15 protein-coding genes are annotated in these 13,973 nt (G+C 64.0%); 11 read left to right on the forward strand and 4 right to left on the reverse strand.

The window, feature by feature from the left end:
- Nucleotide 1: 1 nt before the first annotated feature.
- The gene (locus tag V1279_RS32560; protein ID WP_442894849.1) at nucleotides 2-1,483 is read right to left on the reverse strand and encodes an ATP-binding protein; all 1,482 of its coding nucleotides are present in this window, start codon (nucleotides 1,481-1,483) and stop codon (nucleotides 2-4) included.
- Nucleotides 1,484-1,894: 411 nt separating this feature from the next.
- Here V1279_RS32560 and rpmH point away from each other — a divergent pair, with 411 nt between their 5' ends.
- From rpmH to dapE, 11 genes are all read left to right on the forward strand, one after another.
- Nucleotides 1,895-2,029, forward strand: coding sequence for a 50S ribosomal protein L34 (gene rpmH / locus V1279_RS32565; RefSeq protein WP_008542748.1), 135 nt, complete (start codon nucleotides 1,895-1,897; stop codon nucleotides 2,027-2,029).
- Nucleotides 2,030-2,054: 25 nt separating this feature from the next.
- Nucleotides 2,055-2,504 carry a ribonuclease P protein component gene (gene rnpA, locus V1279_RS32570; RefSeq protein WP_442894850.1) on the forward strand — a complete coding sequence of 150 codons (450 nt, stop codon included), beginning with the start codon at nucleotides 2,055-2,057 and terminating at the stop codon, nucleotides 2,502-2,504.
- A 19-nt stretch (nucleotides 2,505-2,523) separates the two neighbouring features.
- Complete coding sequence (gene yidC / locus V1279_RS32575) at nucleotides 2,524-4,419, forward strand: membrane protein insertase YidC (RefSeq protein ID WP_334444515.1); 1,896 nt, start codon at nucleotides 2,524-2,526, stop codon at nucleotides 4,417-4,419.
- Nucleotides 4,420-4,561: 142 nt separating this feature from the next.
- The gene (yihA, locus tag V1279_RS32580; protein ID WP_334444517.1) at nucleotides 4,562-5,212 is read left to right on the forward strand and encodes a ribosome biogenesis GTP-binding protein YihA/YsxC; all 651 of its coding nucleotides are present in this window, start codon (nucleotides 4,562-4,564) and stop codon (nucleotides 5,210-5,212) included.
- Entirely contained in the window at nucleotides 5,212-5,583 is a 372-nt protein-coding gene (locus V1279_RS32585; protein ID WP_334444519.1) for a DUF423 domain-containing protein, read from the forward strand. The genes yihA and V1279_RS32585 overlap by 1 nt, the downstream gene beginning before the upstream one ends.
- 179 nt (nucleotides 5,584-5,762) lie before the next feature.
- On the forward strand, nucleotides 5,763-6,659 hold the full coding sequence (gene argB / locus V1279_RS32590) for an acetylglutamate kinase (RefSeq protein ID WP_334444521.1): 897 nt from the start codon (nucleotides 5,763-5,765) through the stop codon (nucleotides 6,657-6,659).
- 95 nt (nucleotides 6,660-6,754) lie between these two features.
- A complete protein-coding gene (locus V1279_RS32595) occupies nucleotides 6,755-7,741 on the forward strand; it encodes a DUF1036 domain-containing protein (protein ID WP_442894928.1) in 987 nt (328 codons plus the stop codon).
- 186 nt (nucleotides 7,742-7,927) lie between these two features.
- Nucleotides 7,928-8,623 carry a pyrimidine 5'-nucleotidase gene (locus V1279_RS32600; protein ID WP_334444523.1) on the forward strand — a complete coding sequence of 232 codons (696 nt, stop codon included), beginning with the start codon at nucleotides 7,928-7,930 and terminating at the stop codon, nucleotides 8,621-8,623.
- Between the two features lie 204 nt (nucleotides 8,624-8,827).
- Complete coding sequence (gene dapD, locus V1279_RS32605) at nucleotides 8,828-9,673, forward strand: 2,3,4,5-tetrahydropyridine-2,6-dicarboxylate N-succinyltransferase (RefSeq protein WP_334444525.1); 846 nt, start codon at nucleotides 8,828-8,830, stop codon at nucleotides 9,671-9,673.
- 73 nt (nucleotides 9,674-9,746) lie between these two features.
- Nucleotides 9,747-10,364, forward strand: coding sequence for a DUF805 domain-containing protein (locus V1279_RS32610; protein ID WP_334444527.1), 618 nt, complete (start codon nucleotides 9,747-9,749; stop codon nucleotides 10,362-10,364).
- A complete protein-coding gene (gene dapE / locus V1279_RS32615) occupies nucleotides 10,357-11,523 on the forward strand; it encodes a succinyl-diaminopimelate desuccinylase (protein ID WP_334444529.1) in 1,167 nt (388 codons plus the stop codon). Before V1279_RS32610 ends, dapE begins: the two co-directional genes overlap by 8 nt.
- Here the strand turns inward: dapE and truA are convergent.
- From truA to def, 3 genes are all read right to left on the reverse strand, one after another.
- Nucleotides 11,520-12,257 (reverse strand): tRNA pseudouridine(38-40) synthase TruA, encoded by a 738-nt coding sequence (gene truA, locus V1279_RS32620; RefSeq protein WP_334444531.1) that lies wholly within the window; start codon nucleotides 12,255-12,257, stop codon nucleotides 11,520-11,522. The genes dapE and truA overlap by 4 nt on opposite strands.
- Nucleotides 12,257-13,189, reverse strand: a complete 933-nt coding sequence (gene fmt / locus V1279_RS32625; protein WP_334444533.1) for a methionyl-tRNA formyltransferase — start codon at nucleotides 13,187-13,189, stop codon at nucleotides 12,257-12,259. Before fmt ends, truA begins: the two co-directional genes overlap by 1 nt.
- A 140-nt stretch (nucleotides 13,190-13,329) precedes the next feature.
- Nucleotides 13,330-13,857 (reverse strand): peptide deformylase, encoded by a 528-nt coding sequence (gene def, locus V1279_RS32630; protein ID WP_334444535.1) that lies wholly within the window; start codon nucleotides 13,855-13,857, stop codon nucleotides 13,330-13,332.
- Between the last annotated feature and the right edge of the window lie 116 nt (nucleotides 13,858-13,973).

Consider the following 13,973-nt stretch of genomic DNA (forward strand, 5'->3'; position numbering starts at 1 on the left):
CTTACGCCAGCGCCCGCTCGTTGCGGACGCTCTGCAGTTCCACCGGGCGGTCCGGGATCGAGACCCGGAAGGTGGCGCCGATGGTGCCTTCGACCAGGTGGATGTCGCCGCCATGGGCGCGCACCAGTTCGGCGGCAATGGCCAGCCCCAGCCCGCTGCCGCCGGAGCGGCCCGAGGTCTGGAACGCCTCGAACAGGTGCTCGCGCGCCTTCGCCGGCACGCCGGGGCCGGTGTCTGACACCTCGATGATCGCGACCGAGCCTTCGCGGCGGCCGGTGATGCGGATCTGCAAGGTTGCGGCATCGCCCTTGGCGCTTTCCAGCGCCTGGGCCGCATTGCGCACCAGGTTGAGGAGGACACGAAACAGCTGGTCCGGATCGGCATCGATCGAGAGGGAGCGCTCGATCGCGCTGATCCAGGTGATCGAAGCATCGGCGGCAAGGCCGGCGGATTCGCGCACCTCGGCCACCACGGGCTCGATCAGGATCATGCGGCGGTCGGGCTCGGCTTCCTGCGCGCGGCCATAGGAAAGAGTCGACTGGCAGAAATCGATGGCGCGCTCCAGCGAGCGCATCAGTTTCGGCGCAAAGCGCTGCACCCTCGGATCGGGCACGCTGGCAAGCTGGTCCGACAGCAGTTGCGAGGACGCAAGAAGATTGCGCAGATCGTGGTTGATCTTCGACACCGCAAGGCCGAGCGCGGCGAGCCGGCTCTTCTGGGAGAGCATCGAGACGAGGTCGCGCTGCATGTCGGACAACTCGCGTTCCACCACGCCGATCTCATCGCCGCGCTGGCTCGGAACGATGATGCGCGCCGCGCTTTCCGGGTTTTCGTGGAAGCCGACGAGATTTGCGGTCAGCCGCCGCATCGGCCGCACGAACAGATAATGCAGCGCGAGGTAGACCAGCCCGGCGGCGAGAATCGCGATCCCCAGCGAGACCAGCAGCAGATTGCCGGAAAAGCGGTACATCGCCTGTCGCAGCGGCTTTTCATCGACCACGACCTCGATGAATTGCGCGCCGCCGGGCGCGGGCCCGACCACGCGAATGGTCTGGTTGCCGGTGTCCAGCATGGTCTCAAAGGACTCGACGATCGCGGACCACACCGTCAGGGTCCGCAGGTCGATATCGCGGTCGATCGCCGCCGGCAGGTCGGCGCTGGCAAGCAGCCGGCGCTGCTGCCCCATCTTGATGGCGACCGCGCGGGCGCCGACGCTGGTCAGGATCTGCCGCGCCAGCGAATCCGGCACCATGCCAAGCGGCGCGGCATCCAGCACCAAGGCGGCAGTGTTGGCCGCCGCGAGGCGATCGTTCAGCCGGTTGGTCCAGAAATTCGCGATCGAAGGCACGTAGATCATCAGGAGGGCGATCATTACGAGCGGGATCGTCAGCAGCAGCAGCTTGCCGGACAGGCCGAGCCGACGCGGGCCCGACGGCCGCGGCGCTTGAGGGGTCGACTGATCGTTGGTCGCTGACACGAACATCCGCCTTGATATCGCTGTGTTTGGAGCCCCGCCGACTCAGAAACCGGCGCTGGTCCTGATCCGTACACTGATTCCGAGGATGCGTTTGGGCCACCGAGCGGTCAAATTACCGATCGCTAATGTCCTGATGTTCCGATGGTCCGGGCACGCCGCCGTCTCGCCCCTAAAAACCCCGCGAAAACAGATATATTCGCCCCAATTGCGACGTTTCAAAGAACGGCTGATCCGGCAACCCCCGACATTGACGAAAACAGGTCGCTCCCGTATAAGCCGCGCCAACTGTCCGCGATGGCCCGGTTCCACCGGGGGCGGCTCGTTTGGGCCGTAAATGGCCCTTTTTCGGGCCGGCCCGCATCATCGGACGCATCTCAATCCAACAGGCAAATTGCCCGGTCAGCGGAGAACTAACCCGTGAAGCGGACTTATCAACCCAGCAAACTGGTGCGCAAGCGCCGTCACGGCTTCCGCGCCCGTCTCGCCACCGCCGGCGGCCGCAAGGTTCTCGCCGCTCGCCGTGCGCGTGGCCGCAAGCGTCTGAGCGCCTGAGCCGGATCTTCCGGAGATTTCATTCATGGATCGGCTGAGGCAGCGGGCGGACTTTCTCGCCGTTGCCAATGGCACGCGGGCAAACAGTGCTGCCTTCGTGGTGCAGGGCCGCCTCCGCGACGATGATGGCCCGATCCGGATCGGTTTCACCGTTACCAAAAAGAACGGTACCGCCACCGAACGCAATCGCATCCGGCGCCGGCTTCGCGAACTCGTGAAGCGGCTGGACGTCATATCCATGCGACCACACCATGATTATGTGCTGGTCGGCCGCCGGGCCGCGCTCACCCGCGACTTCGCAACCATGCTCGACGATCTCCGCTCGGCGCTGCATCGCCTCGACCGGCAGCCGGCAACGAATGCGTTTTCGAGCGAAGTGGATACCGGTTCGCGTCAAGAAAACGCGTCAAAACGAAAAGACAATGGGTTCCGACTTCAGTCGGAACCGGGCGGCGCGAGCCGCAAATCGAATTGAATGGCGAGACCCCAAAACGATGACCGATAATCGCAACACCATCCTCGCCGTCATTCTGTCCGGCCTTGTGCTGATCGCGTGGCAGTATTTCTACAACATGCCGCAGATGGAGCGGCAGCGCGCGCAAACCCAGACCCAGGCCGAACTCGCCAAGCCGTCGCCGCAGACGGCGCCGGGATCGACGACACCGGGATCGACCACGCCACAACCGGGTTCGGCGCCATCCACCACCACGCCCGCCAGCCAGCCGGGCGCGCCCCAGCCGGTCGTCAGCCGCGACGCCGCGATCGCGGCCTCGCCCCGCATCAAGATCGAGACGCCGCGGGTTTCGGGCAGCATCGCGCTGAAGGGCGCGCGCATCGACGACCTGTCGCTGGAGAAATTCCGCGACACCGTCGATCCGAAGTCGCCCGCGATCGTGCTGTTCTCGCCTTCGAACACGGCTCATCCCTATTATGCCGAGTTCGGCTGGGTCGCAGCCTCGGGCTCGACGGCGCGGCTTCCCGACCGCGATACGGTGTGGCAGCAGGAGGGCTCGGGCGCGCTGTCGCCGAGCAACCCGGTGACGCTGAAATGGGATAATGGCGAAGGCCTCACCTTCCGCCGCACCATTGCGATCGACGACCGCTATCTCTTCACCATCAAGGACGACGTCACCAACGTCGGCAATGCGCCCGTCGCGCTCTATCCGTTCGCCCTGATCTCCCGCCACGGCACGCCTGAGGTCTCGGGCTACTACATCCTTCATGAAGGCCTGATCGGCTATCTCGGCGACAAGGGCCTGCAGGAGCACGGCTACAAGGCCGTCGCCGAGGCGCCCGTTCTGGGCAATGGCGGGCGGGGCTTTGAGTTCAATGTGACGAATGGCTGGCTCGGCATCACCGACAAATATTGGGCTGCGGCGCTATTGCCTGACACGTCGGCCCGCCTCAAGGCCCGCTTCCTCGCCGAACCGGGCGCCAAAATTCGTTATCAGGCCGATTATCTGCAGGATCCGCAGACCATTGCGATCGGCGGCACCGCCAGCGCCAATGCGCGGCTGTTTGCCGGGGCCAAGGAAGCCGGCGTCGTTGGCATCAACTTTCCCCTCGCCGGCCACGGCGGCTATAACAAGCAGCTCGACCTCAACCACTTCGACCTGTTGATCGACTGGGGCTGGTTCTACTTCATCACCAAGCCAATGTTCCTGGCGCTCGACTATTTCTTCCACCTGGTCGGCAATTTCGGCGTCTCCATTCTGCTGGTGACCGTGCTCATCAAGCTGTTGTTCTTCCCGCTCGCCAACAAGTCCTACGCCTCGATGGCGAAGATGAAGTCGGTGCAGCCGCAATTGGCCGCGCTGAAGGAGCGCTACCCCGACGACCGCCAGAAGCAGCAGCAGGAGATGATGGAGATCTACCGCAAGGAGAAGATCAACCCGGTCGCCGGCTGTCTTCCCATCGCGCTGCAGATTCCGGTGTTCTTCTCGCTCTACAAGGTGCTGTTCGTCACTATCGAAATGCGCCACGCGCCGTTCTACGGCTGGGTCAAGGATCTCTCGGCGCCCGATCCGACCACGATCTTCAACCTGTTCGGGCTTATCCCGTGGGATCCCATGGTGCTGGGAGCGGTGGTCGGTCCATACCTGATGCTCGGCGTCTGGCCGATCATCATGGGCATCACGATGTGGTTCCAGATGAAGCTGAACCCGACGCCGCCGGATCCGACGCAGAAGATGATATTCGACTGGATGCCGCTGATCTTCACCTTCATGCTGGCCTCGTTCCCGGCGGGACTCGTGATCTACTGGGCCTGGAACAACCTGCTCTCGGTGCTGCAGCAGAGCTACATCATGCGCAAGAACGGCGTGAAGGTGGAGCTGTTCGACAATATCAAGGCGACGTTCGCGCCCAAGAAGGCTGCCGAGAAGACGTGACGGGCGCCCTCCTCGTCATTGCCTGCGGCAAACGCGAAGCGTTTGCGCAAGGGAGCAAAGCGACGAAGCAGTCCACAGCGTCTCCGCGGCGAGATGGATTGCTTCGCTTCGCGCGCAATGACGGATGGAAAGAACACTTCGCATGACCGCCGAGACTGATGCGAAGCTGATCGAGGAGGGCCGAAAACTCTTCGCCGGCGACTGGAAGTTCGTCTGGGCCTCGCCCTCGATCGAGACGCTACCGCCGATGGCGGGCATGGAAGTGGCATTCGCCGGCCGCTCCAATGTCGGCAAATCGAGCCTGATCAATGCGCTCACCGGCCGCAACGCGCTGGCGCGCACCTCGCACACGCCGGGCCGCACCCAGGAACTGATCTTCTTCGACGGCCCGGACACGACAGGACTGCGGCTGGTCGACATGCCCGGCTACGGCTACGCCTCGGCGCCAAAGACCAAGGTCGCGTCCTGGACCAGGCTGATCCATCAATTCCTGCAGGGACGCGCCACGCTGGCGCGGGTCTATGTCCTGATCGACGCGCGCCACGGCATCAAGGATGTCGATCAGGACGTGCTGAAGACGCTGGATAAGTCCGCGGTGAGCTATCAGGTGGTGCTGACCAAGGCCGATCAGGTGAAGCCGCTCGAGCTGGAAAAGCACATCACCGAGACCATGGCGGCGCTTGGCAAGCATCCGGCGGCGTTTCCGGAAGTTCTGGTGACGTCCTCACGCTCCGGCGCCGGGATGGCCGAACTGCGCGCGGCGATGGTGCGCCTGCTGCGCGAACGCGCCTGATGAGCCGCATCTGCCGCATCCTGATCATTCTTGCCGCCATCATGGGCGCCGACGGCGTCATGCTGGCGGCGGCGTCCGCGCATGGGGCGGATGCATCGCGGCTGGCGTCCGCCTCGTCGATGCTGCTGTTTCACGCCATCGCCGTGCTGGGTGCGGTCGCGTTGGCTGAGCGCGGCGTGATCCATGCCCGCATCGGGATCGTGGCAGCGTTCGGCTTCGCGATCGCGGCGTCACTGTTCGCCGGCGACCTCACGCTACGGCAATATGCCGGGCATGGGCTGTTTCCAATGGCCGCGCCGACCGGCGGGACATTGCTGATCGCAAGCTGGCTGGCGCTGGCGGTAGCGGCCGCCTTGCCGAAGCGGGGGTGAGAATTCCGTAGCCCGGATGGAGCGGAGCGCAATCCGGGAAAACTCGATCAACCGGCGGGACAGCCCCGGATTTCGCTTCGCTCCATCCGGGCTACGAACTCCGCAATTCCCCCACTTTGCGCCCTGCCCGCCAATCGGATAGAACCCGCCCCGGCATCCGGAATGGCGAGACCCGCTTCATGACATCTGCGCAAAATATCAGCCCGCTCGATCAGGCCCGCATCCTGTCGGAAGCGCTGCCGCATATGCAGCAATATGACGAGGAAACTATCGTTATCAAATATGGCGGCCATGCCATGGGCGCCGAGGAAACCGCAAAAGCCTTTGCCCGCGACATCGTGCTTTTGGAGCAGACCGCGATCAATCCGGTGGTGGTGCATGGCGGCGGGCCGCAGATCGCGACCATGCTCAAGCGGCTCGGCATCCAGTCGGAATTCGCGGCCGGGCTTCGCATCACCGATGCCGCCACCATCGAGATCGTCGAGATGGTGCTGGCAGGCTCGGTCAACAAGCAGCTGGTCGGCTACATCAACGAAGCCGGCGGCAAGGCGGTAGGTTTGAGCGGCAAGGACGGCAACATGGTGAAGGCGTCGAAGACGTCGCGCACCATGGTCGATCCGGATTCGAACATCGAGAAGGCCATCGACCTCGGTTTCGTCGGCGATCCCGACAAGGTGGATCTCACGCTGTTGAACCAGTTGATCGGACACGAACTGATCCCGGTGCTGGCGCCGCTGGCGACCTCGCATGACGGCCACACGCTCAACGTCAACGCCGACACCTTTGCGGGCGCGGTGGCCGGCGCACTGAAGGCCAAGCGGCTGCTGCTGCTGACCGACGTTCCCGGCGTGCTCGACAAGTCGAAAAAATTGATACCGGAACTGTCGGTAAAGGATGCGCGAAAACTGATCGCCGACGGCACGATTTCCGGCGGCATGATCCCGAAGGTCGAGACCTGCATCTACGCGCTGGAACAGGGCGTGCAGGGCGTTGTCATCATCGACGGCAAGACGCAGCATGCGGTGCTGCTCGAACTGTTCACCAACCAGGGCACCGGCACACTGATCCACAAGTGATGAGCAAAGCGGCGACGCGCATGAAGGCCGTCATGACCGGGCATGACGAGTTAAGGGCATCGCGCCCGTCGCGCTCAGCATTGACCCGTTTCCTGATGTCCCTGCCGGCCGCGACGATCTCGCTGTTCGCTTCCTCACTGCCCGCCTTCGCCGACCTGAAACTCTGCAACCGCATGAGCTATGTGGTTGAGGCGGCGATCGGCATCGACGACAAGTCGGCGACCGCGACGCGGGGCTGGTTCCGGATCGATCCGGCCGCCTGCCGCGTGGTGCTGCAGGGCGCGCTGACCGCGGACCGCATCTTGCTGAATGCACGCGCGCTCGGCGTCTACGGCGCCTCGCCGATCCCGCAGAACGGCAGCGATACGCTGTGCATCGCGCCGGAGAACTTCGTCATCGCCGCCGCCCGCCAGTGCCGCGGCAACCAGACGCCTGCACCGTTCACGCAGATCACGCCGACGCGGACCGACGACGGCAACCTGATCGCCTATCTCGCCGAGGATTCCGAGTATGACGACGAGCAGGCGCGGCTCGCCGGCATCCAGCGGCTGCTGGTCATCGCCGGCTATGACGCCGCGCCGATCGACGGTGTCGACGGGCCGAAGACGCAAGGCGCCCTCTCCGCGTTCCTGAAGAGCCGCGGGCTGACGGCCGACATCGTGCAGTCGCAGAATTTCTTCACCACCATGGTCGAGGCCGTGCAAAAGCCCTCCTCCTCGGGACTGACCTGGTGCAATGACACGCCGCACAAGGTCATGGCCGCGGTCGCCACCGACGACGGCAAGGCGGTGACCAGCCGCGGCTGGTACCGCATCGATCCCGGCAAGTGCCTGCATCCCGACGTGATCGGCCAGCCCAAACAGGTCTACAGCTTTGCCGAAGCCGTCGATGGCGAGAACCGCGCCATCAAATACCGGGACAGGCCGTTGAACTGGGGCGGCTCGAAAGAGCTTTGCACGCGCGAGAGCAAGTTCGAGATATCGGAACAGGGCGATTGCCGCACCCGCGGGCTTGCGGTGATCGGCTTTGCGCAAGTCGACATGAGTAGTGGCGGCAAGACGCTGCGATTTGCGATGCCGTGATGGAATGCTGGCCCCGCTCTATCGTCGTCCCTGCGAACGCAATGCGAACGCAGGGACCCATAACCACAGGGCTGAGTTTTGGCCACTGCCGTCAACCACGATTAAAGGCAACACGCACCGTGCTTACCAACAACCTACACGGCGTATGGGTCCCCGCGTTCGCGGGGACGACCCGGTGAGAGAGGCATGACTACACCCCGCGCCTTCAGCCACATCGACACCTGGGTGTTCGATCTCGACAACACGCTCTACCCGCATCACGTCAATCTGTGGCAGCAGGTCGACGCCCGGATCGGCGAGTTCATCAGCGCATTCCTGAGAATCTCCGCGGAAGAAGCGCGCGTGATCCAGAAGGACTATTACCGCCGCTACGGCACCAGCATGCGCGGCATGATGACCGAGCACGGCGTGCACGCCGACGATTATCTGGCTTACGTGCACAAGATCGATCACTCGCCGCTGGAGCCGAACCCCGCGATGGACGCTGCGATCGCAAGACTTCCCGGCCGCAAGCTGATCCTGACCAACGGCTCGACCGACCATGCCGGCGCGGTGCTGGCACGGCTCGGCATAACAGAACATTTCGAGGCGGTGTTCGACATCATCGCCGCCGAGCTGGAACCGAAGCCGGCGCCGCAGACCTACGACAAATTCTTGCGCATCCATGGCGTGGATCCCCTGAGGTCGGCGATGTTCGAGGATCTGGCCCGCAACCTCGTAGTGCCGCACCAGCTCGGCATGACCACGGTACTGGTGGTGCCCGACGGCGCCAAGGAAGTGGTGCGCGAGGATTGGGAGCTGGAAGGCCGGGATGCGGCTTACGTCGATCATGTGACCGACGATCTGACGGGATTTTTGGAGAGGTTGAGCGGAAAGGCGTAAACTAGTTCGTCGTCCCTGCGCACGCAGGGACCCATACGCCGCGGCGGCTCGAAAAGGGCACCGTGGCAGACACCCCATCAAATTAATCCGCACCTGTGGTTATGGGTCCCTGCATTCGCAGGGACGACAGCGGAAGCTTGACTCTCCCTGCCCAAATCCCGAAAAAGCCCGTCAACTTCGCCCGAAATCCCTAAGGAAATCCCGATGTCCCTGTCCGCGCTCGAATCCACCGTCAACGCCGCCTTCGATGCCCGCGACGGCATTTCGACATCGACCAAGGGCGAGGTTCGCGAGGCTGTAGATCACGCGCTTGAGCTGCTCGACAAGGGCGAGGCGCGGGTTGCCGAGCGCGAGGCCAGCGGCAAGTGGAAGGTCAATCAGTGGCTGAAGAAGGCGGTGCTGCTGTCGTTCCGCCTCAACGACATGAGCGCGATCCCCGGCGGCCCGGGCAAGGCGTCGTGGTGGGACAAGGTGCCGTCGAAGTTCGAAGGCTGGGGCGAGAACCGCTTTCGCGATGCAGGATTCCGCGCCGTTCCCGGCGCGATCGTGCGCCGCTCGGCCTTCATCGCCCGCAACGTCGTGCTGATGCCGTCTTTCGTCAATCTTGGCGCCTATGTCGATGAAGCGACCATGATCGACACCTGGTCGACGGTCGGAAGCTGCGCGCAGATCGGCAAGCGCGTGCATATTTCGGGCGGCGTCGGCATCGGCGGCGTGCTGGAGCCGCTGCAGGCGGAGCCCGTGATCGTCGAGGACGACTGCTTCATCGGCGCGCGCAGCGAGGTGGCGGAAGGCGTGATCGTACGCAAGGGCGCGGTGCTGTCGATGGGCGTGTTCCTCGGCGCCTCCACCAAGATCGTCGACCGCGAGACCGGCGAAATCTTCATCGGCGAAGTTCCGGAATATTCGGTCGTGGTTCCCGGCGCGCTGCCCGGCAAGCCCTTGAAGAACGGCCAGCCCGGCCCGTCCACCGCCTGCGCCGTGATCGTCAAGCGCGTCGACGAGCGCACCCGCGCCAAGACCAGCATCAACGAACTGCTGCGGGACTAATCGAACCGGGGACTTTCCCGCGCGACCAATGTACCGGGTGGGCGGCATTCTACCGCCCTCCGGGGCTTTGGGCATGGACTGGACGTGGTACCTGTTCCGCTTTGATGGCCGCATCAACCGCGCCAAATTGTGGCTCGCGATGCCGGTCATTTTGGGCTGTCTGACTGTTCTGGGCGCTGTGATCGTGGCGATCCAGAGCTTGTTCGGCGGGCCGACACCGTTCAGTTTAGGCACCAAGGATATCTTCAAGCTGGTGGATCCCGACGTCTACCGGACGCTGAAGCTAGCCGATCTTCCCAGGCTCCTCTTCAAGTTATTCGGCGTCTCATTGCTGATGTGGGTCTACTTCGCCACGTCGATCAAGCGGCTGCATGACCGCGACAAGAGCGGCTGGTGGATGGTGCCGTTCTTCGCGATGCCCGGCCTCCACAATCAGTTTGCAGACCGGCTTCCCGATTCCTACGCCGACCTGCCGCTCGCCATTGCCGCGGCCGTTCTCTGCCTGTGGGGCTTCATCGAAATGTATTGCCTGAAGGGCTCGCGAAAGACCAACCGGTTCGGGCCTGACCCGCTGGCGCCGAAACCGCCACTCGATACGCGTCCGCCTTGGGACCAGCAGAGCGAGATCGAAATGGTGCCGCACAAGGCTGGCCCGCCGCCGGTTTGGCGTGTTAAGCCGGGGTATGAATGACGCCGTTTCCATTACCCGCGACCTCGTCCGCTGCCCGTCTGTCACCCCTGCCGATGCCGGTGCGCTCGGCGTCCTCGAGCGCCTGCTGAAAGACGCCGGCTTCGAGGTGCACCGCATGACCTTTGGCGAGCCCGGCACCGCCGATATCGACAACCTCTACGCCCGCATCGGCGACAGCGCCCCGCACATCACCTTTGCCGGCCATACCGACGTGGTGCCGCCCGGCGACGAAACCGCATGGACGCTCGGCGCGTTCTCCGGCGAGATCAGGGACGGCTTCCTGTATGGCAGAGGCGCCGTCGACATGAAGGGCGGCATCGCCTGCAGCGTCGCCGCGGTACTCGACTATCTGAAAGACAATGGCGGCAAGCCGCAAAAAAATGGCGGAGGCTCGATCTCGTTTCTGATCACCGGGGATGAGGAAGACATTTCCGTCAACGGCACCATCAAGCTTTTGAAGTGGTGCGCCGAGCGTGGCGAGAAATTCGACCATTGCGTGCTAGGCGAGCCCTCGAATGTCGAAATGCTGGGTGACTGCATCAAGATCGGCCGCCGCGGTTCGCAATCCGGCACGCTCTATGTCGACGGCGTGCAGGGCCACGTCGCCTATCCGCATCGCGCCGCCAATCCAGTGCCGGATATTTCGCGGCTGATCGTGGCGCTCTCCGACGCGCCACTCGATCACGGCAGCGCGCAGTTCCAGGCCTCCAATCTCGAATTCACTTCCGTCGATGTCGGCAACACCGCGAGCAATGTGATCCCGGGACAGGCGCGCGCGAAATTCAACATCCGCTTCAACGACAACCACACCCAGGAAACGCTGCGCGCGCTGGTTGAAGAACGGCTGGCGACGGCCTGCGGCAACCGCATCCGCGCCCGCATCGCGTGGGAATATTCCAACTCCAACGTGTTCGTGACAAAACCCGGCGCCTTCACTGATTTGGCCGTCAGCGCGATCGAGGAGGTGACGGGGCGCAAGCCGGAGCTCTCGACCTCCGGCGGCACCTCGGACGCACGCTTCATTTCGAGCTACTGCCCGGTGATCGAGTTCGGCCTGGTCGGCCAGACCATGCACCAGATCGACGAGCGCACGCCGGTGTCGGATCTGGAAAAGCTGACGCGGATTTATCGCGGCTTGCTGGATAGGTATTTCGCCTAGTACTCCACCCGCACCAGATAGAGCCCGTCGGGCGGCGCGACCGGGCCGCAAGCGGCGCGGCTGCGGGCGTCGAGCGCCTTCTGCAGATCGTCGGCGTTCCAGCGGCCCTCGCCGACCCAGACCAGCGATCCAACCATCGAGCGCACCTGGCTGTGCAGGAACGAGCGCGCCGAGGTGATGATGTTGACGGCGTCGCCCTGCCTGATCACGTCGAGCTGGTCGAGCGTCTTCTCCGGCGACTTCGCCTGACATTCGGTGTCGCGAAACGTGGTGAAATCGAATTTGCCGACCAGCCGCTGCGCGGCCTCATGCATCGCATCGGTGTCGAGCAGCCGCGGCAGCCGCCAGACCTTGCCGAGGTCGAGCGCGAGATTGGCCCGGCGATTGGATATTCGATAGAGGTAATGCCGCTTCTTGGCCGAGAAACGTGCCTCGAACGTATCGGGCACGATCTCCGCCGACAGCACGCCGATCGGATGCGGCCGAAGATGCGCATTCAGCCCGTCGCGAAAGCGGCCCGGCACGAAATGTTTTGCGATATCGCAATGCGCGACCTGGCCCAGCGCGTGCACCCCGGCGTCGGTGCGCCCGGCGCCATGCACGCGCACCCGCTCGCCGCAGATCGCCTTGACCGCATCTTCCAGCGCGCCCTGCACCGAGGCGCCATTTTCCTGCAGTTGCCAGCCGCAGAACGGGCTGCCGTCATATTCGATGATGAGTTTGTAGCGGGGCATCAGCCGAGCCGCGCTGGCGGTTTGAGCGGCGTGCCGCGCAAAAACTCCGCAGTCTTCATCGGCGCCTTGCCGGCGCGCTGCAACTCAAGGATGCGGATCGCGCCGTCGCCGCAGGCGATCGTCAACCCATCGTCGAGCACCTCGCCCGGCGCGCCCGCGCCCTTGGCCGGTTCGCAGCGCAAAATCTTGACACGTGCCGGCTCGCCATCGCTCGCGACTTCGCACCAGGCGCCGGGGAACGGCGACAGCCCGTGAATATGCCGCAGCACTTCGCGCGCGGGCCGCTGCCAGTCGATCCGCGCCTCGCCCTTCTCGATCTTGGCGGCGTAGGTCACACCGTCTTCGCTCTGCTTCTGGAGCTGCAGCCCGCCGCGTGCCAGCGCGCCGATCGCACGCACCATCAGGTCGGCGCCGAGCGGCGCCAGCGCGTCATGCAGATCGGCGGCGGTCATGGTATCCGTGATCTGTAGCCGCTCGGCCATCGCGACGTCGCCGGTGTCGAGGCCTGTATCCATCTTCATCACCATCACGCCGCTCTCGGCGTCGCCAGCCATGATGGCGCGGTTGATCGGGGCTGCGCCGCGCCAGCGCGGTAAAAGTGACGCGTGCAGGTTGAAGCAGCCGAGCGGCGGCGCATTGAGGATGGCTTGCGGCAGGATCATGCCGTAGGCGACGACGACCGCCGCATCGGCATTGTGCGCGCGAAACTCCTCAAGCGCTTCCGGCGTCTTCAACGTGGTCGGCGTCAGCACGGGAATCCCTAGCCGCCGCGCTTCCTGCTCCACGGGCGTCGGCTGCAGCTTCATGCCCCGCCCGGCCGGCTTCGGCGCGCGGGTGTAGACGGCCTCGACCTCATGGCCGTGGGCCACGAGTGCCAGCAGCGTCGGCACCGCGAAATCGGGCGTGCCCATGAAGATCAAGCGAAGCGGCATGAGGCGGAAAATCCCGGGACGATTTCAGCTTAATCCGTCATGGCCGGGCTTGTCCCGGCCATCCACGTCTTTGGTGCAGCGAGAAAGAAAGACGTGGATGCCCGGCACAAGGCCGGGCATGACGGTCGATAGAGTAGGGTCTACTCCGCCGCGCGCTTGGCGGCTTTCGTAAACTTCTTCATCACGCGGTCGCGCTTCAGTTTTGACAGATAGTCGACGAACAGCACGCCGTTGAGGTGGTCGATCTCGTGCTGGATGCAGGTGGCAAACAGGCCGTCGGCGTCTTCCTCGTGCACCTTGCCGTCGAGATCGGTGAAGCGGATGCGCACCTGCGCCGGGCGCTCGACCTCCTCGTAATATTCGGGGATCGAGAGGCAGCCCTCTTCGTACACCGACAATTCCTCCGACGAGGAGATGATTTCCGGATTGATGAACACCCGTGGCTGCGGCTTGGTTTCGCCGTCCTCGCTCTTCTTGGCGAGGTCCATGGTGATCAGCCGCAACGGCTGCGCGACCTGGATCGCAGCCAGCCCGATGCCGGGGGCGTCGTACATGGTCTCGAACATGTCGTCGGCGAGCTTGCGGATCTCCGTCGTCACCTTCTCGACGGGTTTGGAGACCAGCCGGAGCTGTTTGTCCGGCAGGATGATGATTTCTCTTAGGGCCATAGCGCGCGATTTAAGCTGCTGATTTGCCGGGGTCAATGCGCGGCGGAACGCATTCGGACGGCCTTAACCATGATTTTTAACGCCGCGTTACACATGAAAATTAACCCGCCATTTAC

Source organism: Bradyrhizobium sp. AZCC 1610 (assembly GCF_036924515.1).
Taxonomy (GTDB): Bacteria; Pseudomonadota; Alphaproteobacteria; order Rhizobiales; family Xanthobacteraceae; genus Bradyrhizobium.